Source organism: Bacillus sp. FSL K6-1006 (assembly GCF_038593175.1).
Classification (GTDB): domain Bacteria; phylum Bacillota; class Bacilli; order Bacillales; family Bacillaceae; genus Bacillus; species Bacillus safensis.
This window is the reverse complement of record NZ_CP151970.1, coordinates 1,747,630-1,771,145: the sequence shown is the minus strand read 5'-3', so window position 1 is coordinate 1,771,145 and position 23,516 is coordinate 1,747,630. Positions and strand designations below refer to the sequence as shown.

Here is a 23,516-nt window from a genome sequence, read left to right as displayed (position 1 = left end):
TCAATAAGTTTAACTTATCATTAGGAAATGATTACTCTTCATAAACGAAGCGGGGCGGGCTCATACTATAAATGAGGTGATAAAACATGACAAAACGCAAAGCGAATCATGTCATTAATGGCATGAACGCAGCCAAAAGCCAAGGTAATGGCGCAGGCTATACGGAAGATGATCAGCTCGTTTTAACAGAAGAACAAAGGCAAAACAATAAAAAACGTAAAAAGAATCAATAAGAAGGAGCCAAACATCATGACGAATAAAAACACAGGGAAAGACATCCGTCAAAACTCTCCTAAGGAGCATCAAGGCGGTCAGCCTGAGCCGTTATCAGGCAGTAAAAAAGTGAAAAACCGCAACCATACAAGACAAAAGCACAATTCTCATCATGATATGTAATTATCCCCCTCTCATCCCGTGACCACACGGGATGTTTTAGGTCTTTCACACATTTCTATTTTCATCATATGATTTATTATGAGATGTGATGGAGGAGTGTTTATGGAGAATGAAAAGCAATCGAATTCCTCTGATTTTATTGAAATAGATGATTGGCTCAATGTTTTAATGGATGATCCATTTGCCTGGTATGATGAACACCTCCCAATTGATCTTTATGAAACAAGCCGTGATTATATTATCGAAATCGATGTCTCCACCTTATCGATCACTGATGTAAAGCTGACCTTCGCTGGACATGAGCTGACGTTGACTTACACAGTACAACATCCAAATGGTGAAGGCGAACAGCCAATTGAAAAAAGCGTGATGCTCCCTTTTTATTTAAACGACAAAGACATTGAAACAGATTATGAAAACCGAGTCATATCGATCAAAATTAAAAAATGTTCCGGCCATCCAAACGGTGCATTTTCCTTTCAAATCCCGCACTTCAAACATTAAGAGCCCACCTTTATATAGGTGGGCTCTATTCCCGTTCGTTTCAAGTCAATACCTTTTGCGAACCACCATGGCCAAATAGTAGAGTCGCTATATGATAATGTATTCTTTTTCTATTAATTGGTTTGGGTCATTCTAGTAAATGGGCGGCTATCAATGAAAAAGGGCATTTATAGAGATCATAGACATACATTTTTGTTATTTTCTTCTATCCTCTCTTCATGTAATATAAAATAGAGAGATAAGGGGTATAAGGAGTGAGAACATGTTAAGCGGCTGGTTTATGTGGTTCATTTTATTTTGGGGTACAGTGATGATCGGATTACTCGCAATCGGTGGCTTTTTTATGTTTCGCAAGTTTTTAAAACGATTGCCAAAGGAAGATGGGAAATCAGAGCTTGATTGGCAGGATGAATATATTCAAAAGAGCCTTCACCTATGGCGGGATGAGGACAAACAGCTGTTAAATGAACTCGTATTACCTGTTCCAGAGCTGTTTAGAGATGTTGCCAAAGAAAAAATAGCGGGTAAAATCGGTGAGCTGGCATTAAAAGAACAGGCTGCCAGCATTAATTTAGACTTAATCATTCGCGGCTACATTATGGCCACACCAAAGCGGGATCATAAGTTTTTACTGAAGCGCCTTCAAGAAAAAAACATTGATCACTCGCCATATGAATCGTTATTAAAATAACCTCCTTTTATAAAGGAGGTTTCAGCGTTTAGACAAACCCTCGCATTCTTTGTCAGTCCTGCGCGCTGGTGCTCACGAATGTTAAATTCGCTCCGCGCCAGTGCTCGTCCTTCCTAGACTTCAAAGGTTTTCAATAACGCTGAATAGAAGACAAAGGGCTAAAATAAAAGATCATTTTAGCCCTTTGTCAACAATATGTAACCTCCTTTATGAAAAGGAGGTTTAATTCATTTGAATCTGCTGCGGATCTAATTGTTTAGACAGCTTTCTAAACGATAAATACATGGCAACCCGCCAAGGCACGATCATGCCAAAGGCAAGAATCCAAAACATCCCGCTTAATGAACCATAATCAATAGAAGAACTCAAGATGGTCTTCATCCCGATACGAAGGACAAGAAGTCCAATGAGAATGAACACAAATGCTTTTGACCGTTTTAAGTAGATGTCATTACCTCTAATTTCAAACTTCGATGTTTTGATTAAAAATATGGAGAAAAACATCCCCACTGTGATCGCTTCTAGAAATTCAGCTCCAGTTACCCGAAACATAGGAACAAAAAACATCAATGCGCCAGTGCTCATGAAAATAGGAGGTAAAATAATTTTTTTCGCAGTTGCAGGTTTTGCAGATGACTTAATGCGAATAAACATGACGGCCACCGCCATACATACCGCAATTATAGAAGAGATCAAGATCATCATATCAAATCATTCCTTTATTCTTTAAGGTCAGCCTATGTATAATATACTCCAATTGACGAAAAAAAACCATTCGCCGCGACTGTAGAAAACGATTTCAAAAGCCTGTAAAGCCGCCAAACAATGATGAGAACATGATGATAATCCATGTGAGAAGATCAAAGAACAGCAAAATCCCTACCACAATCATAATGATTCCGCCAATTCGCATGATGAGCTGCTGGCGTTTTCTGATCCACGCCATTTTCGTAATGAAAAAGGAGAGAATAAAAAACGGGACGGCAAATCCGAATACATACGCAATCATATACATGACCGCCGACTCAGGATTGTTACTCGCCAGTGTGATAACAGCGGATAAAATAGGTCCTGTACAAGGTGTCCATCCAGCGGCAAAGCCCATTCCGATGAGAATAGATCCAAAAAAACCAGCAGGACGATTTTTGAACTGGATTCTCTTTTCGCCCATGAGAAAAGAGGGCTTGAATACGCCAAGAGTCATAAAACCAAAGAAAATAATGAGGATGGCTCCAATTTGACGAATCGCTTGATGATAATCATTAAAAAACTTCCCGACAAACGATGTCCCAAAGCCAATCGCAATAAATATAATAGAGAACCCAACTAAAAAGAATAAAGTATGAAGCAGACTTCTTCTTCTCAGCATCACCTTCTCGGATTTCACTTCATTTATACTAACGCCCGTAATATACGATAAAAACGCTGGATAAAGCGGCAGACAGCACGGTGAAATAAAAGAAAGAAATCCTGCTCCAAATGCTAAAAAGTAATTCAAATCTGTCAAAAGAACACCCCCTTCTTACAATATACAATAAGAGATGACAAAATCATTTCATTTTTTTTACATCACCTCAATAAAGATGGTCTATTCTCTTAAAACCTTATATAATTTAATTTGACATCAAGATAATGAATCCTTTAAATTTGAAAATAAACCTTAAAATGGATATAATAGAATCGATTCTTTTTATCAAGATTTGCATGAAAGGAACATGACTTTGGTAAAAACATCATTATTAACTCAAATCGAAGAAAAAAGAGAAGAGCTGATGAAAGTTGTCTTGCATAATGGGATGACATCAACAGTGACCATCGAACATAGCCAGCAGCTAGATCATCTCCTCTTACAATATCAACGACACTTACACTCAAACTCAGCCAACTAATCATACTTCATGATATCAAACATGCCGCACCATTTTTAGAACAGTTGATATGTGTGACCATAAACGAAACAAAAACCTCTGACATAGGGGTTTTTTGTTTTTTACATACTCTTGACGCCATAATAAAAACCACCTTCCCTGCTTCATTCATGCAAGTACAGTGGTTTTAAGCGTCTGATGAAGGTGAATTGAATAAAGAAAGGACAATGCTTGTCCATTCTTTAAAACCATGTTCCATCTATGATCATAATATCGTACGTATTATTTCGCTTGGTTGTTCATGGCTTTCATCATTTGATTGATTTTCTTCTGGGACGGTTTCATGCCCATTTGCATCATCATCATTCGAAGCATTTGTTCATTAATCGGTGGATTCTTTTTCAAATAGCTCATCATATACTTACGAGCAATAAAGAATCCGAGTGCAACTCCTGCAAGCAGTGCAACAACGCCTACAAGGATGACAACCCATAAATCCATAATTCTTCCTCCTTCATGTTGTCTCGTATAAAGTGTACTAAACAAAAGGCTATTATACAACATTTCACGTTCAATTTTATTTTTTTAAACAAAATTCCTCACTTTTACTGGATTGAGCCATCCGTGTTTCTTTGAACTAAAGTCCATCGCAAGAAAACAAGGGCTGATTTTTCTCAGCACTTCAAAAAACACCGCTTCTGCCTCATAACTGCCAGTGGCAGACATTTGAATATACCGGTCTTTAATAATAAATGCTGCAGTTCCTTTTCCATCTGGTAAGGAAGCGCTGTAAATCGAGCCTATTTGTGTATAGTGAATGTTCGTTAAGTTATTCATTAGACGCTGGTGCATATGAAAAGCAGGGATTCGTTTCGTCACATAATCCACTTGCTTCACAAGCATTACAAGCTCATCGTCAGTGCGGTTCGTCCAATGTAACGACTCAAACAAATGAAACAAAATCGATTCTCTGCCAAAATAGTGATGCGCAAATTCATCCTCAATCCAATAAATATAATAATGACGTTCCATGTCTATCCCTTCCTTTCACATTTCGTCAATCTCGTTTATTGCTTGTATTATACAAAAATGTGAAAGAAAGAATTGTCTATATATGAAGCAAGAAGAAACTAGTTTTGTCAAAAAAACAAGAAAAAAGAAAAAAGTTTGCAGAGCGGATGAAAATGCTCTGCAAACAGATAGCAAAAAAGCATGATGCTTGGAGTTCGTTTATTTATTCAGCTTCGCTTTCACACGGCTGACTACATTGCTGACAGTAAAGCCGTATTTCTCGATAATGGTTTCTCCTGGTGCAGAAGCGCCAAATTTATCAATTGCAATCACGTCACCATCAAGACCCGTGTAACGCTCCCAGCCAAGTGAAGCACCCATTTCAATTGCAATACGTGCACGTACTGCTTTAGGAAGAACGGATTCTTTGTATTCGTCTGACTGCTGATCGAAGCGATCCCATGCAGGAAGGCTGACAACAGATGCTCGGATCCCTTCTTTTTCAAGTGCCTTTTGTGCTTCAATGGCTAAACCAACCTCAGATCCTGAAGCGAGTAGAAGTGCTTCTGGCTGTGCATCAGCTGCTTCAACCACAACGTATCCACCTTTCTCTACTCCCTCATATGCCTTCTCTGGTGCCTGGTCAATCGTTGGAAGGTTTTGACGAGTAAGAACTAGTGCTGTCGGTTTATCCGTTGAAGATACAGCTAGTTTCCACGCTGCAGCTGTTTCATTTCCATCTGCTGGGCGGATAACGGAAAGGTTAGGCATCGCACGCAGTGAAGCAAGCTGTTCAACCGGTTCATGCGTTGGACCATCTTCACCAACAGCGATACTATCATGAGTAAAGACGTAAGTGACTGGAAGTCCCATTAAGGCAGCAAGACGAATCGCTGGTCTTAAGTAATCTGAGAAAACAAAGAACGTTCCGCCGAATACACGAAGACCGCCGTGAAGTGCCATACCATTGAGTGCTGCACCCATTGCAAATTCTCTGACACCGAACCAAATGTTTTTGCCGGCATAATTATTTTTCCCGAAATCATCTGTGTTTTTAATCGTTGTTTTATTTGATCCAGCAAGGTCAGCAGACCCGCCAATAAAGAAAGGTACTTGCTTTGCAATGCCATTTAACACTTCACCCGAAGATGCGCGGGAAGCAAGGCTTGAACCTGCTTCATAAACAGGAATTTCTTGATCCCAATTCTCAGGAAGCTTTCCTTCAATCGCAAGCTTCAGCTGTGCTGCCAGCTCTGGATATTCTTTTTCGTATTGCGCAAACAGCTCATTCCACGCTGCTTCTTTTTTCTGTCCAGCGTCTTTGACAGCTTCTTTGAAATGATCGTACACTTCAGAAGGTACATGGAAATCTTCTTCAAACGTCCAAGAGTAAGCTTCCTTCGTCAGCTTTGCTTCCTCGCTGCCAAGCGGTGCACCATGCACACCAGACGTTCCCGCACGGTTTGGAGATCCGAAACCGATCGTTGTTTTCACTTCGATTAATGTAGGTCTGTCTGTGCTTTGCTTCGCCTTTTCAATAGCAGCTGTTACTTCTTCGATGTTGTTGCCGTCTTTCACGTAAAGAACTTCCCAGTTCATCGCTTCAAAACGATTCTTCACATTTTCAGAGAATGAACGATCTAAATCACCATCTAAAGAAATGTCATTTGAATCGTAAAGAACGATTAAACGGCCTAAGCCTAAATGACCAGCAAGTGAAGCTGCTTCAGAGGAAATTCCCTCCATTAAGTCTCCATCTCCGCAAATGCTGTATGTATAGTGGTCTACAACATGAAAGTTGTCTTTGTTATACGTTTCCGCAAGATGTCTTTCTGCAAGTGCCATTCCTACTGCCATAGCAATTCCCTGGCCTAGTGGACCCGTTGTCGCGTCTACGCCTTCTGTGTGTCCAAATTCAGGATGTCCAGGTGTTTTGCTTCCCCATTGGCGGAATTGTTTTAAATCTTCAATGCTCAGATTGTATCCGCTTAAATGAAGCATGCTGTATAGAAGCATAGAACCATGGCCTGCAGATAAAACAAAGCGGTCTCTGTTAAACCAATTTGGATTTTGCGGACTTACGTTTAAGTGATTCGTCCATAAAGCGTATGCCATTGGTGCAGCACCCATCGGCATTCCTGGGTGACCGGAATTCGCTTTTTCAATTGCGTCTATGGAGAGAGTACGTATTGTTGCAATAGATTTCAATTCAATCGTTTCCATATAAATCCCCTTCCGTATCTTGTGTACACCATTATCATAAATCTACTGTCCTTTTTTCACAACTATTTCACGCTGAAAAAGAAGGATTTTGTCACATTTAGTTTATCGATCACCTAAAAAGTTATGCAAATATGAAAAAAGACGAGAATATTCTTCCCATCTTTTCAAAATTCAAGAAATCACAGCCTTAATGAAGGTTCTGATCTTTTTCTCTTTTTAATTTTTCTGGTGTGACATCGTTTCCTTCAGGGTCAACGATTTTGACAGTTTTAAGTGTATTTTTCATAGAAGAACGAAAAGCTTTTAAATACTCTTCTCTCAACTGCTTTTGTTCTGTTTTTTCAGCGTCTGATAAACCGGTTTCTTTCGACTTTTTTGAAAGCTCATTTATTCTTGAAAGCTGTTCTTTAGAAATCATGACAAACTCCTTTAAAGCATTTTCTCTACATACTACTAAATATCAATCATTTTGACAACAAATCACGCTTTAGGTGGTAAGGCCTTTTTCATATTCTTGATACCTTCTATGCACTGTTGCTTTTGAAATGTCAAAACCTAATGCCTGAAGAGTTGCGGCAATTTCGGCGAACGTCATGTTATTTTTTCTTAATCGAACAATTTCTGAAATCGGCACTTCAATACGCTCACGGCCAGGTGCATGGTCCTGCTGCCTTAAATTTAGTTCAGGCTGATATCCGCGCTCAACAGCCCTTTTCATCCCCCGCTTGATTTTCAGGTTATGAATTTTCCGTTGGTACTCTTCGACGACTCCTACAATCTCGATGACCATTTCATCTGCTTCTGAAAGCTCAAGCTCTCCTCTATGAAACACGCTGTATACCTTTACGTTCTCTTTAAATAGACAATGAAGAAGCGCAATTTTAGCTTGTCCTCTTCCAAGACGTGTTTCATCTTGGATAAGAACGGCATCGATCGACTCTTCCTTCAGTGCAGCAAGCATTTCAAACACGCCATCACGATCTAGCTCATATCCACTTGCTTTTTCTTTGATGACTTTGACCACATTCATCTTGTGCATGGCAGCTAAAGCCAGCAGTTCTTCTTCTTGTCTTTTCAGCGAGGTTTCCTGCTCTTCTTTCACAGTGCTTACTCTCGCATAAATGATTGCGTTCATGTCTTCAATCGACCTTTCTACTGTACTGTTGCAAGCTGATATACGACTGGATGCTCTTTTTTCACGGGTATGACAAGAATGTCTCCAGGCTGGATTTCTGTTGAAGCAAGATCATTGTGTTCTGTTACCCAGTCAATAAATGCATTTTTGTCGATTGATTTGCTGTCATTTACTTGATCAGCTAATCCCCAAAGAGTATCTCCTGATTGAACCTCTATTTTAACATATTGATTTGTATCATTATGGCTTGTGACTGCAATAAGTGAGAGAAATATGCCAACGATGAATGAGAATACCCCAATAAAAATAATAGATTCTTTTAACCTCATAATGTCATCTCTCCTAATAGAATGTGTGTTCGCTCTTTCTGTCTCTCATTATAAATACGAACAAACGTTTCTGTCAAACGTTTTTTCGAACCTATGTTTGTACTGTTAGGAAAAACATGCTATAATTTCTTTAAAATTGACGTTTTGAGGTGCAAAAGATGACGAAGCTATCAAAAAGACAACTCGATATCCTGAAATTCATCAAAGATGAAGTAAAAAGCAAGGGTTATCCCCCATCCGTCCGTGAAATTGGAGAAGCTGTCGGTCTAGCATCCAGTTCAACGGTCCATGGACATTTAGCTAGACTGGAAACAAAGGGCTTAATAAGAAGAGACCCGACAAAACCTAGAGCGATCGAAGTACTAGATGAAGAGGAAATGAATATTCCAAAGAGTGCTGTAATGAACGTTCCAGTCATCGGAAAAGTAACCGCCGGCCTTCCTATCACAGCTGTTGAGAATGTAGAAGAATACTTCCCTCTTCCAGAGACTTTTGCAGCACCAGACGAACAAGTGTTTATGCTTGAAATTATGGGAGAAAGTATGATTGATGCAGGTATTTTGGACAAGGACTATGTCATTGTGCGTCAGCAAAGCACCGCTAACAATGGAGATATTGTGGTCGCCATGACAGAGGAAGATGAAGCGACAGTGAAACGTTTCTATAAAGAAAATACACACTTTAGATTACAGCCAGAGAATCCATCTATGGAACCGATTATTTTACAGAATGTGAGTATACTAGGTAAAGTGATTGGCGTATTTCGAAATATTCATTAAAAAAAGCCGGTATTTCATCAGCTGCTGATGAAAACCGGCTTTTTCTTATGCACAAGAATATGCAAGAATACTTGAGCTTGGGAAGGAACCAAATGTAAAGTTCGGCCATATAAAGCCAGTTGTTCGGCCAAAAGGCTGTGAGGAAAGAACGAACATTAAAAATACTTGACCGTTTCTCAAAAGCACAATCGTCCATCTTCTATTACATCCCGCTGCAAATTGTACAGTTTGATGGCCTCCGCCGCCAACACCTTGCCCCGATATAAGCGACTGCATACTTTGTGGCTGAGAGAGTGCTTGCTGATACTGGGAAATGATATGCTGCGGCGGTGCCGGCGGTGCTGAGTGTCCGCCTGAACCTTGCCCTGGCCAAGTACCTCCTCCTCCGATCGGAAACCCAGGAAACCCTCCTCCTTGAGGAATACCAACAGATGGAAATCCTTGCATCTGCCTATCATATGAGTACCCATTATACACACCTTCATACGGATGATACATATTAAACACCACTTTCTTTAGACATTCATCACGATAGTATATGTCTTAAATAAAAAAGAGTGTTAAACGTCTAAATAGAAATTTTTCCAAAAGACGTTTCGTTCTTCTTTAGAACGGTTAAATAATGATTAAGAAGAAAAATAAAAAAATGAAAACTTTTTGTCTCCCTCAAACGTTATATAATTAGAAACAAAAGAAATAAAAAAACATTTAGATTTAACACTTGTAATATCGCTGTAATTATTGTAACATTTGTAACATAAGAAGTTTTCATTGAGAAAAGGAGGCAATCGCCTTGAAAAAATTATTTGTTTTATTAACTGCTATTATGCTTATGATCTCATTACAAACAACAACATTGGCCGCTTCCAAGAAATCAGCCGCTTTGACTAATAAAGAAGCGTTACATATTGCCCTTGATGCAAGAGAACATTTTTGGAGTGCAATGTCAGGCTACAAAATTAAAGACCATTCTAATGTCAAATTAAAATCATTTACCTATAAAGATATGACGTACAACTATCTTTCTAAAACATTTGATACAAAGAAAAAATTAAACAGCTACCTATCTCAAGTTTTCACTCAAGATGCCATCAAACATGGTTTAAAAGATTATCAGTTCATTGTTCATAAAGGCAAAATGGCTGTTCCAGTCGGTGATGGAGACAACATGCTCAATTGGGAAAAAGCCACACCTAAACTTGTTTCTAAAAAACAAACGGTCCGCACATATGAATTTACTGTCCCAACACTTGATGGACGCAAAGTAAAACGAACTGTTACGTACGAAAAAGTACAAAAAAATTGGAAAGTCACACAAATTGACGCTGTCATCTAAATTAAAAACCAGGCCATTCATCGGCCTGGTTTTTATATTGAAGAAAATTCAGTCATACGGTCCAGTGCGTGAGCAAGTGATGATGCCGTGCGAAATTCATTAAAAGGAAGCCCGAGCTGCACTGCTGTTTGGGCAATTTCTGGTCTAATCCCTGAAATGGTCGTCTCTACTCCAATTAACCGAAGTGACGTGACAAGATCAAAGATTTGATGAGCCACCATTGTATCAATAATGACCACACCCGATAGATCAATACATAAATGCTGAACACCTTTTTGCGAGCACTGATTTAGCGTATTTTCTAAAATAATCTTTGCTCTCGCTGTGTCAATGTCACCTACTAAAGGCAATAACGCAATCTGGCTTTTTAAGACAATCACCGGTGAGCTCAATTCGTAAATCATATCTCTTTGAGCCACGAGTTTTTCGGTTGTATTTTTCACATATTGCTGGATAAACACATGGATTGAAATATTAAACGCTTCGGAAATTAAATCATACCAATAAAAGATGCGGTCAATATCAATTTCATCTTGACGCTGTTTGATAAATTCTTTTAAGTAATGCAGAACCACTCTTTGATTGGACATGTATTCTCTCACGACATAATCTAATGGTGTATTTAAATGCTTTGGGTCACTGGCTAATTCCTCAGACCATTTTTTAAATTCAGTATGTAAATACGTCTTATCTTCAATAATAGCTCGTATAAAATGCTGGTAATAATCTTGATTCTGCCGTTTTAGCTCTGATATGATGCTGGAATCTGTTGAACGATATATGGATTCTGGATCATCGTCCTCAATTGATTCATACCATGTTTCGGTCAGCTCCTCTGCATGCTGCATAAAAAAATCGTATAATGCACGGTTCTTATCCATAAGCAAATGTCCCTTCACATTTTCTTCTTGTCAGTCTTTGTACCTTATAGATTGATTGTACCACTGAATCTTTTGTCCCTGCTAGCTCGAATAGGCTCTGATGATAAACAAAAGAGCCCCCCACTCTAGGGAGACTCTTTCCGATTTATTTCACAATGAATAATATTCTTTTCCCATCAGGAAACCTGCTGATTTGGTGTCCGACCCATGAGCCTGCTCCCCTATTATCAGATGGACTGACATATTGAACGCTTGCGCCTTTTCCTCCCTCAAGACAAACCGCCATTGGCCATTCATCCCGGTCAAAGCCAGGTTTTGTCGGAATTCCTTTTAATGATTCTTGCCTGCGGGCATCTGCTCCATTTCGGTCAATGGTACACACATCTGAATGCCCTTTTCGAATGGCTTCTTGAATATGACTGCCTGTTTCAGGGTACCTTTCCTTTGGAAATTGAACGACATGATCATATCGATCAGCCCCTTTTGCTGCCTGCTTCTCTCCAAATCCACCTAACAACGTGCCCATCCATATCACAAAACATAAGGCGACAGCAGCGATCCAGCCTCTTTTCATCTTCAAAAGCGCGTGACCCTCCTCATCCATCTTCAGCATCATCTTGACTGAAAGGAAATGTGTCATTTTAATGTATGAGTGGTGCGCAGATGACATGAGAAAAAAATGATGAGGCTCTCAATCTCAAATCTCTCAGGTTAGAAATATGAATCCTATCAAATCGATTCATACAAAAAAGCTTGTCCCCTATGAAGGAAACAAGCTCTATTTTTTATTGCGCTTTCGCATAGTTTATAAACTCAACAAAAGCAGCTGTCGCTTTCGGACCGCCATTTATCGTTCCGTTTGAATACCCAGCGTTATGAACGCCAACGATTTGCTGGTTCTGATCCAGCATGGCAGAACCTGAATTTCCGCTGAATGTATCAATCGTATAGTACGCTAGATTCGTATCTTCTCTCGTCACAGGACCTGACATCTCCCACTGTGACACCTTGCCAGTCGATCTCATTTTATCACCAGGATATCCTGAGATTTTAATGGTTGTCCCAGTCAAGTTTGTCACCTGGCGGATGGATCGGTAGCCGACCGTATTGCCAATGTTCGTATCGGTTTTGATCACGGCAAAATCATATTGGCTTGCTCCAGTATTAATATATCCGCTTGGCACATAGAACTCAGTCATTTTTGCTGAACCATTCACCGCAGTACTATCATTCATACCAGGATATACAGTCCCTTTCTCACTATAGCTTCTCGATGCCGTATTATATACGCAGTGTCCGTTTGTCAAAATTTTGTTAGGAGCAATGAGTGTTCCCGTACAGCTTGAGCCGCCAAATGTAATATAAGCAATCGAATTGTATGGTGCCACTCTTGTATTTGCTACTTTGGTTCTACCATCGTCTCCAATGACGACTTTCGTTTGAAAATCTTTTAAATATTTTGATAGTGGTTTTACTTTTTCGCCAACAGTAGAAGAAAGATCATCCACTTTGTCAAAGGATGAGGGGGCTTTCGTATCATTGTGGAAATCACTTGAAGAAATCACTTTACCATCAGAAGTCACCATGTCATAATCAGACGTTAGTACTGAATCCGATGCGGCATGGGCAAAACTAGGCACACTTAAAGCACCAAAAACGAGAAGAGAAGGGAGTAACATTTTCACCTTTTTCATCATATTCCTCCTTTATGTCCTATATCAAAAATCATACGATTGTTTCATATTGGAGTAAATGAGAGAATATTCTTATTTTTTACAAAATATTTCATTTCCAAATTAGGTGTTTTGTATCTTCCCAATCTTCATTCTATCGATCTCTTTCTATGAGAACAAAAAAAACCGCCTAATAGGCGGTCTTTCCTCTTTGTCAGCTCCACACATCTTTTACATATCTATTGTCATTTGCGAGGGTTGTCAGCCAATTTTCAGCTGTTTCTCTCGAGCATTGTTTCTCGTTTTGATAAAGATCGATCAGTGTAGCCTCTACCTCTGGGGCCATAACTTTTCCGTCTCCGCACACGTACAGATAAGCACCTTGATCAAGCAATTCGATCAGCATGCCGCCCTCTTCTTTCAACAAATGCTGGACATATACTTTTTGCTCATCGTAACGAGAATAAGCACGATGGATATGGACAACTCCGTTTTGCGCTGCAAGCTGCATTTCATCATAATACAGATCATCTTCCTGAGGGTGACGGCAGCCAAAATATAGGTGGGCTTCGCCTAGCTGCTTCCCTTCCTTCTGCCACACTTCTCTTGCCTGAACAAATCCTCTAAATGGAGCGATTCCTGTACCTGGTCCAATCATAATCATCGGTATGTCTGATGAAGGGGGCAGCTGGAATCCGTCTTGCGCTTCATGCAGGAAGCAGGCTACTTCTTCCCCTTCTTTCAGACCACATAAATAGGTTGATGCGACTCCGGCATATTCTCCGCTTCCGCTCCATGCTTTACCTTTTACAACCGCCACTGTGATACTGACTTTTTCTTCATCTACCTTTGGCGAGCTAGAAATCGAGTAATAACGCGGCTTCAAACCTGGTAAAAGCGCCAAAAAGTGCACAAACGGCAGCTCACACGCTTCATATTGATCTAATAAATCCAGCATGGTTACTCGTTTCTTTAAGATGGCTTCTTGATATGCTTCACCAGCCATTTTTTCAAGCTCCACGCGGTGAGGCGGACATACAGTATGTGCTGCGAGCTCTCTTAACTGTGTACGTGTTGCAGGCTCTTGAAGCTCAACATGCGAGGCAAGTAATTCTTTGATTGGAATCGGCTGATCTAATGGTAAATGACTTGCCTCTTTCTCAGATGAAAGCTTAATGTGCTGCTCAGGATCTAGTTTAAAGCGGCGGGTCACACGCTGAACGAGTGCATCACTATTTTTCGGTACAATCCCAATATGATCCCCTTCTTTGTATGCTTTTCCAGCAGGTAATTTTAATTCAATATGTCTTGTCTGCCGTGTGCTTTTTTCTGATTGTAATTCTTCATTTTTCAATACAACAGCTGAAAAGGCATCATATATTTTAGCTACAGGACGCTCCACTAGCTCATTAGTATAATCAACTGATAGGTTTGGTTTTTCCTTCCCCTTTTCTTGGAAGGTGAGCTTAAATTCTTTTGCAAGCTGTTCGAAGACAGTTTTCTGGAAGATTTCTTTATCCTCATCCATATCACCGCCTGCATCGCCTTCACCTATATCCGTTACACGCTTCGCCCCTTTTCTTTCAAGTGCTTCATCAATCAGACGAGGAATACGCTGGTACGTACTCGCCCAATTTCGATCTCCGCATCCAAAGACAGCAAATGTCACGTTTGATAAATCCTGCTCTTCATCCTGCGCCAGCCAATCCACAAATTGCTTCGCATTGTCAGGTGGATGTCCGTTGTATGAAGCGGTCACGATGAGGACAGCACCTGTATCTGGCAATTGGCGTGTAAAGTCATCAAGCGGTGCAGTGGTCACATCAAACCCTTTTGCTTTCCCGTCTTCAGCCAATTCGTTCGCTATTTGCTTTGCTGTGCCAAGATTTGATCCGTACAAAACTAGCAGCGGTGTACCGTGACTCGCCACTTTTGACTCACTAGATTTGGTGTTTTTCTTCGGTTCTTCCTTCGGTGGTGCCATAAAGAATTGCTGCTTCCTTGGCCGTACTTTGATTTTAAAATCGTTAGGTTTAATTGTGAGAGATTCTTTTAAATCTAGCTCATAAGATGTGTGATCAATTAACTCTAAATTGTGCAGAACCATCGCGAGAACCATCGTAGCTTCATGCAGGGCGAACTGCATACCGATACATGCACGCTGGCCATTTCCGAACGGTTTATAGGCATGCTGCGGAATTTTCTCAGGGTGCATAAACCGCTCTGGTTTAAAGTCTTCTGCATCCTCTCCCCATACCGCTTGATCACGGTGTAGTTTAGGGAGCAGAACAGAGACACTTTGATTCTTTTGAATCGGATATTTCCCCCCGATTACTGTGTCCTCTTTCGCATAAAGAGAGAACGTAGGCGCTGTTGGCCAGAGGCGGAGAGCTTCATTTAACACCATACGAGTGTAGCTTAGCTTTTGCACCTGTTTAAATGCCGGAAGCCCGCCCTGCAGCACCTCATCTGCTTCCTGAACGGCTTTCTTTAATTTCTCTGGATTCTTCAGTAAGAAATAAATCGCAAATGATAGCAGCCCGCTTGTTGTTTCGTGTCCTGCAATTAAGAAGGTGATGATTTGATAACGGATATTTTCATCGGATAAACGTTCACCTGTTTCAGGGTCCTCTGCATGCAGCATAAGAGACAGTAAATCATCGCCCGTTTTATCTTGTTTTCTTCGTTCCTGAATAATGTCATCTACTAATTTCTTCATAAAATCGACATGCTGGTCAAATTCTTTTCTTCTTTTGATCATCAGTTTATCTGCAATTGGCAATCGGCTCGACTGCTCCATTGCTTCATTTAAGCCTTTCAGCATGCTGTCGATGAACGGATGCTGATTTTCTTTATAAAAGCTGTTAAAGCGAAAATCAAAACCGCAAAGGCCGATTGTATCTAAAGTCAGCTTTGTCATATCCTCAGCTACTTCAATTTCTTCATCGCGGCCTGTTCTTTGCCATTTTTGCACAAGCTGTGTGGCAATATCGAGCATCATTTCATGATAGCCCTTCATGGCCTGCTGGCTGAATGCAGGCATCAAAATTTGATGCGCCTTTCTCCAGTTCGTTTCTTCTGTCCAGCTTGTAAATAGTCCATCCCCTGAAAATGCTCTAACTTTACTCAGACTAGTCCCAATATATTTATCAAAACGGCTCTCGTCACATACTTCTTTGACAAGTTCATGGCTGGAAACAAAAATACTTGTTGCATTTGAAAATTCAAACTGAAAGATCGGTCCTAATTCATCTGCCAGCCGCCAAAAGGTTTGAGAAAGCTCTCCTTTTTTTATATGGGGAATATTTTTAAAAGGTCCGTATGTTTTTGGTTTTGGAATGATTGATGTTTGCTTCATATGCCCACTCCCTTTATCTCTTTAAGATGCAACGCTGATGGCGCGCCATAAACATTGCTCAATATCCTCTAAAAAATCAATCGTTGGCTCTATTTCTTCTGCAAGAATTTGTTTATGCAGCTGCACGAAGGCACCAAATACAATAGATAAAATGGTTCTGCCTGAGAGATTTGGATGTATTCCATCCTTTTTCCCTTCTTCAAAGATAAGGAATAGCTCATGTAACAAATGCTGCATTTTCTCTTTGCTCGTCTCGTCTAAGTAATGAGACCGTTTATCAATCTCTAAGAAATACAGGCCGCTTGGATTCTCCTTTGTAAATAAAACCAAGCAATAAAATACATGCTTAAAGTACGCCCGGATACTTAACTTTGGATCTGGACTGTTTGTGTTCATTTTTTCGATAAATGCTGAGAGACTGCGCTGGTACAAAATATTGACGAGCGCCTCCTTGCTGTCGAAATAACGGTAAATGGTGCCCGCTCCGACGTTTGCTCTTTTTGAAATCATCGGCATTGTGGTGCCGTCAAAGCCTCGTTCAATAAATAGTTCCAGCGAAGCCTTCATGATCTGTTCTTGTTTATCAGTCACTGCTGGCATTTCATCCCCTCCTTATAAAAATATAGGAATGAACGTTCATTCCGCCTTCGGTATATTATATTAATATTTTAATTTCATCTATTTATACTTAAACATACTTATTTTAATCCGTCATCACATTTTCTGAAAATAATAATAATTAAGAAATGCTACCTAGTCGTATGATACCCAAAGGACTTATAAAGATTGTCAAATGTGTGTCACACAGGTGTCATCAGCACTACACATTCATTCCTGATCGATTGGAGAATGAATATGGTCGTCATATGTATCAATATATAAGTTTCCATTACTTGAACGGACAGCATAAACAATGTCCTTTAAGGACAGCTGCCTTTTTTTAAGCTCTTCTTCTATCCATTGCTCTGTTAATTGATTTTCTTGTATGTTCTTTTGGATGAGTTTCCCGTCCATGATGACTTCAATCGGCATGTAACGCTCTGCCTCCATGAATAAATGAAGGTCTTTCCGCGTGACTTTTTCAAACAAAGGGTATTTTTTCACTGACATATGCCCATCTGTTTCAATCATCGCAAATTCAACTTCGCTAATATCAAAGATGTCTTTTTCTCTCAGCTGTTGATTTAAATAATCAAGGGTATATCTCATCCCTTTCATATTTCCTTCAAGAATTTTTCCATTTTGTATGACAAGGGTTGGTTTACCAGCCATAAACCCTCTCATCGTCCGGCTTCTTAATGCAAGCAGGGAAATCACATAAATAATCATGACAAGTGACACAAAGGAAATCGTTGTGTGCTGAAGCGGGAGCGTTGTATTAAACGCCAGGTTCGCTGCAATTGAACCTAAGCTGATGGCTGCTATAAAATCAAAAATATTCATTTGCACAATGGTTTGTTTTCCTAAAAGACGTGCTCCTCCAAATAAAATTGCAAAAGCAAACATCGTCCGAAGAATGACTTCAATATGGTCAGGCATGCAAGTGTCCACCTTTCAATTGCATCAAAAAAAGCCTTTTCCTTAGAAAAGACTCTTTGTTAGACTATGCATTTATCCCACCATTATTCAATTGGGCAGTACCGCTTTGTTCAAATTGTGACCGCAGTTCAATAATTGTGCTATTCCTCACATGATCTGCTTCTTGCTCAAGAAGCCACGTATAGAACCTAGCTTGCTCCGCTGTCTGCAACGCCTGCATATATTTTTGCGAGGAACGCTTCTCTGCAACGCGCTGCTTTATCCCGCGCATCTGCTTCCAGAATTGATAATAAGGAAGCTTGAGTTTGGTCATAAAGCCGCGAGCATCCTCAATGACATATCCTTCTTCTTTTATTGTGTCATCATGAGAGACCGCCTGATACCATTTATAAAAAGACGTCCAATCATGGAAAACAGCCACTTCCTGCTTACAGGATATTCCCAGCTGTTCACTTAATCTTTTCACTTCAGCGAATGGTGCTTTTTCATAGCTTAACTGCCGCTTCACTATATCGAGTAAAATGAGTTGATCTTGTTCATATGTGATAATATGCGGATCTTTTTCTGGCAAAATGACTTCAAACACAAGAGATACATGGTGGTCACGGACGTATGATTTGATGTAGTCAGCCTGGACATCACTGAAGGTTTTATAAAATAGCTCTTCGACCCAGGAAGCATGCTGATTTTGTTTCACATGTGATGTATACGATTTGGACGTAAACACCAATTCATCTTCCATTTCGTTATACCCAACAGTGCCTAAGTATCCATTCGCTTTATCATATACGGCGACAGGGAATTGAAGATGGTTCACTAAATGCTGCATTCTTGTCTCCGGACGCTCATCAATGTTAAAAAATTTATTATAGCTTCTAGACACAATCTGCTTTGAAACCATATTGACAAACAAACCTCTTGCCTTCACATTCACATCATCCCACTGACGTTCACTAAAAGCCTTTTTCGTAAAATTAAAAGATGAAATATGGTGTGGAAGCTTTAATTCCTGTACGTATTCATGCTGATCTAAATGAGCTAAAAAGTCATCCAGTGAAATATCTGGCTGAACAGCAGCCGATTGTTTTTTCTCAGAGGCTCTGTAGACTGGATTGTCAATTTCATGAGTCTCAATCCCGTCAGCTGTGATTTTTAACACCCGCAGCTGCCCCCCAAATTCAACCTGGCCTTCTAGGTTATAAGATCTTTCCGCTGCGTGAATAGGCAGTCTGTATAAATTGCGATGCCCGTGAATTTGGATGATATCCAGCCCAGCTGTGTTTTGAACAAATAAGTGATCAATGTCATCTGAATATTCTCCTACGCCGTGAATGAGCTGCTGTGTTGAGACATGAAGAAGCTCTTTCGGCAAATGAGCAAGTCCGCCATGGGTAACAAGAAATGTCTGATCATGGTACGTAAAATAAGTCAGCTGATGAAAGGTTCTGACAAACTTTCGTACTTCCTTCAAATCAAAGTCTGCTGCTTCAATTTCAGGCGCAGTATGCCGGTTAAACATATTGCTTCTGACTTTTTCACCATGTGCAAATCGGTATAAATGCTGATCATGATTGCCTTCAATGACGATGACATTCCGGCATTCTCTATGGGCGAGCATCCAATCTAATACTTCTTTGTTTTCTATTCCCCTATCAAGTAAATCCCCTGTAAAGATATAAAGTTCGTTTTCTTTGATGTCTCCTTGCAAATAGGTGGTAAGTGCGGTGTAACAACCGTGAATATCTCCGAAAACATGAATGGCCTCATATTGATCAAAGGATCGAGGCTGATAGGTCATCACTTGCGGATATTCCTCCGGCTGCAAAACAGTCACCCATGACGGGACCTTTTCTGTTTTTAACCGCTCGTTCATTTGATACAAAACAGATTCCCGCACCACTTTGTGAGATTCACGTGAGCGATTTTGCAAAAGAGCTGTTTCAAGGGGCACCTGCGTGAAATCGACGACATATACCCTGTAACGATACGAAGTCGCTAAAGACTTATATTGAGAAATCGATTTACTTGAAATATGTGTCGCATCAATCACAGTAAAGTCTCCGCGTTCCATACGAGCCGTGAGTAGATCGAATAATAAAGACCAAACTTTGTGGTCATGCTTGCTTGAAATGTCTAGTTTCCCATTGACTGATAGCTGCGGCGGCTGCGTTAACAGCCGGATTTGATCCGCTGATAAAGTGTAAGGCTCTAAGCCTTGTTCTTTGATCCATGTTGATTTACCTACGCCTGGGAGACCTCGCAAAAGGACTAAAGTTCTCATAATGGTTCTCCTTTAATGAGTGATATTTTACCTATTATAGATAAATTATGGATAAATCTCAATCTTTTAATGATTATGGTAATATATAGATAGAAAAGGAGGTTTTACGTATGTCTAATAGAGAGGATATGGCATTCAACATGGGAGATCTTCTATTTCAAATGTTCTCTCTTCTATTCATTGCCTTTATTGTGACAATCATTGTCATCGCGTTTCGCATGATCAGAAGAAAACGAATGGAATTGAAAAAAATCGAGGCAAGATTAAACAAAGTGATTGAAAAAAACGATTTAAAAGAGTAAAAAATCCGGAAGTTAACCGGATTTTTTTGTTTTCATCACGATTCCTTGACGCTGCTGCATCAAAAAGAAAAAGACGCCTAAAAGAACAAGCAGGCCGCCAAGCATTTGAAGCAGTGTAACTTTCTCTCCAAGCAGCCATACAGCAAGGATCGTTGCCCCAACAGGTTCACCAAGAATACTCATTGAAATGGTTGTCGCATTCACATAGGTTAAAAGCCAATTATTAATGACATGAGACATGGTGGGAATGATGGCGAGCAATAAAAAGATTCCCCACTCTTTACCCGGATAGCCTGTGAAAGGGGTTTGCTGAAGCAGGTTGAATAAAATTAAAAAAAGACCGGCAAAACCAAATACACAAAAACTATAAATCCAATGAGATATTTTTCTTACAGCCTGTTGGCCTATTAACAAATAACAAACAACAGCAATCACACTCAAAAAGGATAAAATATCTCCTAAGATGGCTTCCTTGCTATGACCAATATCTCCCCAGCCTATCATGAGGGCACCAACAATCGCTGCACACATCGTCAATAGAGCAGACATTGTTGTTCGTTCACGGAAAATGAGGAATCCGCCTAATAAGGAGACCATCGGCTGAAGGGCGATAATAATGGTAGAGCTTGCCACTGTCGTCAGTTTCAGTGAGCCAAACCACAACACAAAATGGAGCCCTAAAAAGAAGCCTGACATACATAAGAAAAACCAGTCTCTTCGCTTTATCGAGAGAAATTCTTTTTTTCTTGGCAGGATAAACGGCAGCATGAGAGCCGCCGCAAAGATCATTCGATACATACTTAAAATAGCAGCAGGTGCATTTGACCATTTCACAATAATTGCAGAAAACGAAATGGCAATAATTGAAATCACAAGCGGTAGTGCAATTGATTTCGTTTGAGCAGTTGTCTTCATTTCCATTAGCAGCTTCCTTTACATCAGCAGTAGATGAGCAGTTCATCTTGTATGTCGTCATCTTACTATGTCCATTCACCTAGTGGCAAGATGATTTTTTAAAACTGGCGCGAGCTTTCTGGATGAAAAAAAGCTTTCATGACGAAAGCCTTCATTCATCATCTATTAACAGATAAACGGCCTGAACTGGGCCATGAACCCCCACCACTAAATTCATTTCAATATCGGCAGAATTACTTGGACCTGATATAAAATGGATGGCGCCTTTCGCCTGCTCCCCCTCTTCTACTGAGCGATTGAGAGCCGAAACAGCCTGAATCATCCGCGGAACAATTGAGCTTTTCTCTATACACACGATATACATCATCGGTAAAAAATGCAGCGCTCTTCCTTGACCTTGGTGGGATGAAAGGACAACTGTACCTGATTCTGCAAGGGTATAATCACTGAACACAACTGCATATTTCGCTTGTTCTGCCTGCCTTAATTTTTCTTCTCTTGATGCATCTGTATTCCAGCTGGTGATGGAAATTCCTTCTTGTTGCAAGCTGTCAAACATAGGACGGAAACCATATTGTTCAAAACGCCGATCACGCGATGTCATTACAGAGCCCTCACCATATTCTGTCATCAATAATCGTAATACAGAGGGCGCTTCCTCCGGTGTTGTTTCGACCACTCTTGTGTGAATTTGCTGACATTGCTTTTTCAATTGCTCGACTAGCTCTTCTTTAGACAAACTTCCGTTTGTTTCCCACTGGACTTGATGCCTCCATTCCGGACGCTGAATTGATGCAGATGGGGAGGAGTTTTTGCCTAATTGCTGCTGGATATGAGATAGAAACGACTCTCGGTGAGAAATGGTCCCCTTCATCACTTCTCCTCCTTTTGTCTCTTTTTAAACCAATCCCTGAATCTTTCTTTACTTGGAACTGGCAGGTCACGAATATCTGTCCAATTCTTTAAAGGGCCTATCCCTTTTGAAATTTGTCCGTTTGAAGCCATACGATTCAAGAGCGCAGGGGCTGCTTTTGTTCCAAATTGATACATTCCGGGAGACGATGCCCCCATACCAAACATTTTCATCGCCATCATTTCAGCTTTAGGCGCTCTGCCCTCTTTTTCTACGATCACCTGTCTATGTTTAATCAATAACTCGTGAAGCGGAATCTTCACTGGACAAGCATCCGTGCAGGCTGCGCACAGACTTGATGCAAAGGGGAGCTCCTTATAGTCATCATAACCGCCAAGAAGCGGTGAAAGAACAGCTCCGATTGGTCCCGGATAAATCGAACCGTACGAATGTCCGCCAACATGCCGGTAAACCGGGCATACATTGATGCAGGCTGCGCACCGGATACATTGGAGAACAGGCTGAAAGGCCGTTCCTAATATATTTGACCGCCCATTGTCCACAATGACCAAGTGAAATTCTTCTGGTCCATCCACTTCCCCTTCTCCTTTTGGTCCCACGACAGAAATATAACTAGTTAATTTTTGACCGACTGCGCTCCTGCACAAAAGACCCACAAGGACATCCAGCTCCTCCATCGTTGGAACAAGCCGCTCCATTCCCATAACGGCAATATGCGTCTTCGGTATAGCCGTGACAAGATCTGCATTCCCTTCATTTGTCACAAGGCAGATGGACCCTGTGTTGGCCACTGCAAAATTACAGCCGGTCACACCAATATCAGCTTCGAGGAATTTTTCACGCAAGATGGCTCTCACAAAACTCGTCATTTCTTCAGGTGTGTCTGACATCTCATACCCAAGCCTTTCATGAAATACTTCCCGTATTTGTTCTTTCGTCATATGAAGGGCGGGTGCCACAATATGTGAAGGCGGTTCATGGTCATCCACTTGCAGAATATATTCACCAAGATCGCTTTCGACTACCTCGCAGCCGATCTCTTCAAGCGCTTGATTCATCTCGATTTCTTCTGTGACCATTGATTTTGATTTGACGACCTTTTTGGCTGCTTTTTTCTGTGCCACGTCTTGAATATATGCTGATGCCTCTTCCTTTGTTTTCGCAAAAAAGACATGGCCTCCGCGTGCACTTACACTTTCACTTAATTGATATAAGTAATCATCAAGATGCGTCAGCGTATGCTGCCTGATTTCCTCGCCAAGTTCACGCCACTTTTCCCAATTGCCAAGTTCTTCGCTCGCAGATAGCCGCCTTTCATACAGGCGTTCCTGCGCAGAGGAAACAGCTCCTCTCATGACAGCGTCTTCTAAGCCATCCCCGATCCGTTCTTTAAAGGCCTTTTCTCCAATTTTCATACTCAT

General features: G+C 40.6%; 27 protein-coding genes. 8 read left to right on the top strand and 19 right to left on the bottom strand.

All coding sequences use genetic code 11. The features are described from left to right. The first annotated feature begins 86 nt into the window (after window positions 1-86). The 4 genes from sspO (at window position 87) to NSS65_RS09065 (ending at window position 1,591) form a co-directional block, all read left to right on the top strand. Window positions 87-233 carry a small acid-soluble spore protein O gene (gene sspO / locus NSS65_RS09080; protein ID WP_034283440.1) on the top strand — a complete coding sequence of 49 codons (147 nt, stop codon included), beginning with the start codon at window positions 87-89 and terminating at the stop codon, window positions 231-233. A gap of 16 nt (window positions 234-249) precedes the next feature. Continuing rightward, a complete protein-coding gene (locus tag NSS65_RS09075; RefSeq protein WP_003211331.1) occupies window positions 250-396 on the top strand; it encodes a small acid-soluble spore protein P in 147 nt (48 codons plus the stop codon). A 102-nt stretch (window positions 397-498) separates the two neighbouring features. Beyond that, window positions 499-900 carry an Hsp20/alpha crystallin family protein gene (locus tag NSS65_RS09070; protein ID WP_144496663.1) on the top strand — a complete coding sequence of 134 codons (402 nt, stop codon included), beginning with the start codon at window positions 499-501 and terminating at the stop codon, window positions 898-900. Window positions 901-1,162: 262 nt separating this feature from the next. Then, complete coding sequence (locus NSS65_RS09065) at window positions 1,163-1,591, top strand: DUF2621 domain-containing protein (protein ID WP_144496662.1); 429 nt, start codon at window positions 1,163-1,165, stop codon at window positions 1,589-1,591. Between the two features lie 222 nt (window positions 1,592-1,813). Here the strand turns inward: NSS65_RS09065 and NSS65_RS09060 are convergent, their stop codons facing one another. Together NSS65_RS09060 and NSS65_RS09055 are read right to left on the bottom strand one after the other, a co-directional pair. Next, window positions 1,814-2,296: a CcdC protein domain-containing protein gene (locus NSS65_RS09060; RefSeq protein WP_024425136.1), complete on the bottom strand. Its 483-nt coding sequence runs from the start codon at window positions 2,294-2,296 to the stop codon at window positions 1,814-1,816. Between the two features lie 94 nt (window positions 2,297-2,390). Then, window positions 2,391-3,098, bottom strand: a complete 708-nt coding sequence (locus NSS65_RS09055; protein ID WP_056766594.1) for a cytochrome c biogenesis protein CcdA — start codon at window positions 3,096-3,098, stop codon at window positions 2,391-2,393. A gap of 214 nt (window positions 3,099-3,312) precedes the next feature. On the opposite strand from NSS65_RS09055, the gene NSS65_RS09050 reads away from it, so the two are divergent. Continuing rightward, a complete protein-coding gene (locus NSS65_RS09050) occupies window positions 3,313-3,480 on the top strand; it encodes an aspartyl-phosphate phosphatase Spo0E family protein (RefSeq protein ID WP_008343814.1) in 168 nt (55 codons plus the stop codon). Window positions 3,481-3,741: 261 nt separating this feature from the next. On the opposite strand, the gene NSS65_RS09045 is transcribed toward NSS65_RS09050, so the two are convergent. From NSS65_RS09045 to yneA, 6 genes are all read right to left on the bottom strand, one after another. Continuing rightward, entirely contained in the window at window positions 3,742-3,960 is a 219-nt protein-coding gene (locus tag NSS65_RS09045; RefSeq protein ID WP_003212379.1) for a YneF family protein, read from the bottom strand. Window positions 3,961-4,044: 84 nt separating this feature from the next. Beyond that, window positions 4,045-4,491: a sporulation inhibitor of replication protein SirA gene (sirA, locus tag NSS65_RS09040; RefSeq protein WP_024425134.1), complete on the bottom strand. Its 447-nt coding sequence runs from the start codon at window positions 4,489-4,491 to the stop codon at window positions 4,045-4,047. 198 nt (window positions 4,492-4,689) lie between these two features. Beyond that, window positions 4,690-6,693 carry a transketolase gene (tkt, locus tag NSS65_RS09035; protein ID WP_024427083.1) on the bottom strand — a complete coding sequence of 668 codons (2,004 nt, stop codon included), beginning with the start codon at window positions 6,691-6,693 and terminating at the stop codon, window positions 4,690-4,692. Between the two features lie 187 nt (window positions 6,694-6,880). Beyond that, window positions 6,881-7,111, bottom strand: coding sequence for a DUF896 domain-containing protein (locus NSS65_RS09030; RefSeq protein ID WP_034283429.1), 231 nt, complete (start codon window positions 7,109-7,111; stop codon window positions 6,881-6,883). A 69-nt stretch (window positions 7,112-7,180) separates the two neighbouring features. Continuing rightward, the gene (locus tag NSS65_RS09025; RefSeq protein ID WP_034283427.1) at window positions 7,181-7,828 is read right to left on the bottom strand and encodes a recombinase family protein; all 648 of its coding nucleotides are present in this window, start codon (window positions 7,826-7,828) and stop codon (window positions 7,181-7,183) included. A gap of 17 nt (window positions 7,829-7,845) precedes the next feature. After that, entirely contained in the window at window positions 7,846-8,157 is a 312-nt protein-coding gene (gene yneA, locus NSS65_RS09020) for a cell division suppressor protein YneA (protein WP_034283425.1), read from the bottom strand. A gap of 158 nt (window positions 8,158-8,315) precedes the next feature. Here yneA and lexA point away from each other — a divergent pair, with 158 nt between their 5' ends. Next, window positions 8,316-8,936, top strand: coding sequence for a transcriptional repressor LexA (gene lexA / locus NSS65_RS09015; protein ID WP_034283422.1), 621 nt, complete (start codon window positions 8,316-8,318; stop codon window positions 8,934-8,936). Between the two features lie 45 nt (window positions 8,937-8,981). On the opposite strand, the gene NSS65_RS09010 is transcribed toward lexA, so the two are convergent. Continuing rightward, the gene (locus NSS65_RS09010) at window positions 8,982-9,434 is read right to left on the bottom strand and encodes a hypothetical protein (protein ID WP_070325869.1); all 453 of its coding nucleotides are present in this window, start codon (window positions 9,432-9,434) and stop codon (window positions 8,982-8,984) included. 295 nt (window positions 9,435-9,729) lie between these two features. Here NSS65_RS09010 and NSS65_RS09005 point away from each other — a divergent pair, with 295 nt between their 5' ends. Next, window positions 9,730-10,272 carry an IseA DL-endopeptidase inhibitor family protein gene (locus tag NSS65_RS09005; RefSeq protein WP_041109224.1) on the top strand — a complete coding sequence of 181 codons (543 nt, stop codon included), beginning with the start codon at window positions 9,730-9,732 and terminating at the stop codon, window positions 10,270-10,272. Between the two features lie 32 nt (window positions 10,273-10,304). Here NSS65_RS09005 and NSS65_RS09000 read toward each other — a convergent pair whose 3' ends face one another. The 7 genes from NSS65_RS09000 to NSS65_RS08970 form a co-directional block, all read right to left on the bottom strand. Then, complete coding sequence (locus tag NSS65_RS09000; RefSeq protein WP_041117519.1) at window positions 10,305-11,153, bottom strand: STAS domain-containing protein; 849 nt, start codon at window positions 11,151-11,153, stop codon at window positions 10,305-10,307. Window positions 11,154-11,298: 145 nt separating this feature from the next. After that, a complete protein-coding gene (locus NSS65_RS08995) occupies window positions 11,299-11,727 on the bottom strand; it encodes a NucA/NucB deoxyribonuclease domain-containing protein (RefSeq protein ID WP_186365586.1) in 429 nt (142 codons plus the stop codon). A 211-nt stretch (window positions 11,728-11,938) separates the two neighbouring features. Continuing rightward, a complete protein-coding gene (locus NSS65_RS08990; protein WP_024425124.1) occupies window positions 11,939-12,847 on the bottom strand; it encodes a trypsin-like serine protease in 909 nt (302 codons plus the stop codon). Window positions 12,848-13,040: 193 nt separating this feature from the next. Next, complete coding sequence (locus NSS65_RS08985) at window positions 13,041-16,184, bottom strand: bifunctional cytochrome P450/NADPH--P450 reductase (protein WP_144496660.1); 3,144 nt, start codon at window positions 16,182-16,184, stop codon at window positions 13,041-13,043. A 21-nt stretch (window positions 16,185-16,205) separates the two neighbouring features. Continuing rightward, a complete protein-coding gene (locus tag NSS65_RS08980; protein ID WP_034283407.1) occupies window positions 16,206-16,784 on the bottom strand; it encodes a TetR/AcrR family transcriptional regulator in 579 nt (192 codons plus the stop codon). 228 nt (window positions 16,785-17,012) lie between these two features. Continuing rightward, complete coding sequence (locus tag NSS65_RS08975) at window positions 17,013-17,723, bottom strand: DUF421 domain-containing protein (RefSeq protein ID WP_144496659.1); 711 nt, start codon at window positions 17,721-17,723, stop codon at window positions 17,013-17,015. 64 nt (window positions 17,724-17,787) lie between these two features. Next, window positions 17,788-20,004 carry an RNA ligase gene (locus NSS65_RS08970; RefSeq protein ID WP_120206960.1) on the bottom strand — a complete coding sequence of 739 codons (2,217 nt, stop codon included), beginning with the start codon at window positions 20,002-20,004 and terminating at the stop codon, window positions 17,788-17,790. A 110-nt stretch (window positions 20,005-20,114) separates the two neighbouring features. On the opposite strand from NSS65_RS08970, the gene NSS65_RS08965 reads away from it, so the two are divergent. Further along, the gene (locus NSS65_RS08965; RefSeq protein WP_034283400.1) at window positions 20,115-20,306 is read left to right on the top strand and encodes a hypothetical protein; all 192 of its coding nucleotides are present in this window, start codon (window positions 20,115-20,117) and stop codon (window positions 20,304-20,306) included. Between the two features lie 12 nt (window positions 20,307-20,318). Here NSS65_RS08965 and NSS65_RS08960 read toward each other — a convergent pair whose 3' ends face one another. The 3 genes from NSS65_RS08960 to NSS65_RS08950 form a co-directional block, all read right to left on the bottom strand. Then, window positions 20,319-21,227, bottom strand: coding sequence for a DMT family transporter (locus NSS65_RS08960; RefSeq protein WP_034283398.1), 909 nt, complete (start codon window positions 21,225-21,227; stop codon window positions 20,319-20,321). Between the two features lie 145 nt (window positions 21,228-21,372). Beyond that, window positions 21,373-22,095, bottom strand: coding sequence for a lactate utilization protein C (locus NSS65_RS08955; RefSeq protein WP_144496658.1), 723 nt, complete (start codon window positions 22,093-22,095; stop codon window positions 21,373-21,375). Continuing rightward, a complete protein-coding gene (locus NSS65_RS08950; protein ID WP_041117503.1) occupies window positions 22,095-23,516 on the bottom strand; it encodes a LutB/LldF family L-lactate oxidation iron-sulfur protein in 1,422 nt (473 codons plus the stop codon). The genes NSS65_RS08955 and NSS65_RS08950 overlap by 1 nt, the downstream gene beginning before the upstream one ends.

Bases quoted from the DNA above. Each gene is read 5' to 3' on its own strand.
- NSS65_RS09070 (WP_144496663.1), top strand. From the start codon at position 499: ATGGAGAATGAAAAGCAATCGAATTCCTCTGATTTTATTGAAATAGAT.
- sspO (WP_034283440.1), top strand. From the start codon at position 87: ATGACAAAACGCAAAGCGAATCATGTCATTAATGGCATGAACGCAGCC.
- yneA (WP_034283425.1), bottom strand. From the start codon at position 8,157: ATGAGGTTAAAAGAATCTATTATTTTTATTGGGGTATTCTCATTCATC.
- NSS65_RS08990 (WP_024425124.1), bottom strand. From the start codon at position 12,847: ATGAAAAAGGTGAAAATGTTACTCCCTTCTCTTCTCGTTTTTGGTGCT.
- NSS65_RS08980 (WP_034283407.1), bottom strand. From the start codon at position 16,784: ATGCCAGCAGTGACTGATAAACAAGAACAGATCATGAAGGCTTCGCTG.
- NSS65_RS08950 (WP_041117503.1), bottom strand. From the start codon at position 23,516: ATGAGTATGAAAATTGGAGAAAAGGCCTTTAAAGAACGGATCGGGGAT.
- NSS65_RS08985 (WP_144496660.1), bottom strand. From the start codon at position 16,184: ATGAAGCAAACATCAATCATTCCAAAACCAAAAACATACGGACCTTTT.
- NSS65_RS08995 (WP_186365586.1), bottom strand. From the start codon at position 11,727: ATGAAAAGAGGCTGGATCGCTGCTGTCGCCTTATGTTTTGTGATATGG.
- NSS65_RS09065 (WP_144496662.1), top strand. From the start codon at position 1,163: ATGTTAAGCGGCTGGTTTATGTGGTTCATTTTATTTTGGGGTACAGTG.
- NSS65_RS09045 (WP_003212379.1), bottom strand. From the start codon at position 3,960: ATGGATTTATGGGTTGTCATCCTTGTAGGCGTTGTTGCACTGCTTGCA.
- NSS65_RS09010 (WP_070325869.1), bottom strand. From the start codon at position 9,434: ATGTATCATCCGTATGAAGGTGTGTATAATGGGTACTCATATGATAGG.
- sirA (WP_024425134.1), bottom strand. From the start codon at position 4,491: ATGGAACGTCATTATTATATTTATTGGATTGAGGATGAATTTGCGCAT.
- NSS65_RS09025 (WP_034283427.1), bottom strand. From the start codon at position 7,828: ATGAACGCAATCATTTATGCGAGAGTAAGCACTGTGAAAGAAGAGCAG.
- NSS65_RS08960 (WP_034283398.1), bottom strand. From the start codon at position 21,227: ATGGAAATGAAGACAACTGCTCAAACGAAATCAATTGCACTACCGCTT.
- NSS65_RS09075 (WP_003211331.1), top strand. From the start codon at position 250: ATGACGAATAAAAACACAGGGAAAGACATCCGTCAAAACTCTCCTAAG.
- lexA (WP_034283422.1), top strand. From the start codon at position 8,316: ATGACGAAGCTATCAAAAAGACAACTCGATATCCTGAAATTCATCAAA.
- NSS65_RS09030 (WP_034283429.1), bottom strand. From the start codon at position 7,111: ATGATTTCTAAAGAACAGCTTTCAAGAATAAATGAGCTTTCAAAAAAG.
- NSS65_RS08970 (WP_120206960.1), bottom strand. From the start codon at position 20,004: ATGAGAACTTTAGTCCTTTTGCGAGGTCTCCCAGGCGTAGGTAAATCA.
- tkt (WP_024427083.1), bottom strand. From the start codon at position 6,693: ATGGAAACGATTGAATTGAAATCTATTGCAACAATACGTACTCTCTCC.
- NSS65_RS08975 (WP_144496659.1), bottom strand. From the start codon at position 17,723: ATGCCTGACCATATTGAAGTCATTCTTCGGACGATGTTTGCTTTTGCA.
- NSS65_RS09060 (WP_024425136.1), bottom strand. From the start codon at position 2,296: ATGATGATCTTGATCTCTTCTATAATTGCGGTATGTATGGCGGTGGCC.
- NSS65_RS08955 (WP_144496658.1), bottom strand. From the start codon at position 22,095: ATGAAGGGGACCATTTCTCACCGAGAGTCGTTTCTATCTCATATCCAG.
- NSS65_RS08965 (WP_034283400.1), top strand. From the start codon at position 20,115: ATGTCTAATAGAGAGGATATGGCATTCAACATGGGAGATCTTCTATTT.
- NSS65_RS09000 (WP_041117519.1), bottom strand. From the start codon at position 11,153: ATGGATAAGAACCGTGCATTATACGATTTTTTTATGCAGCATGCAGAG.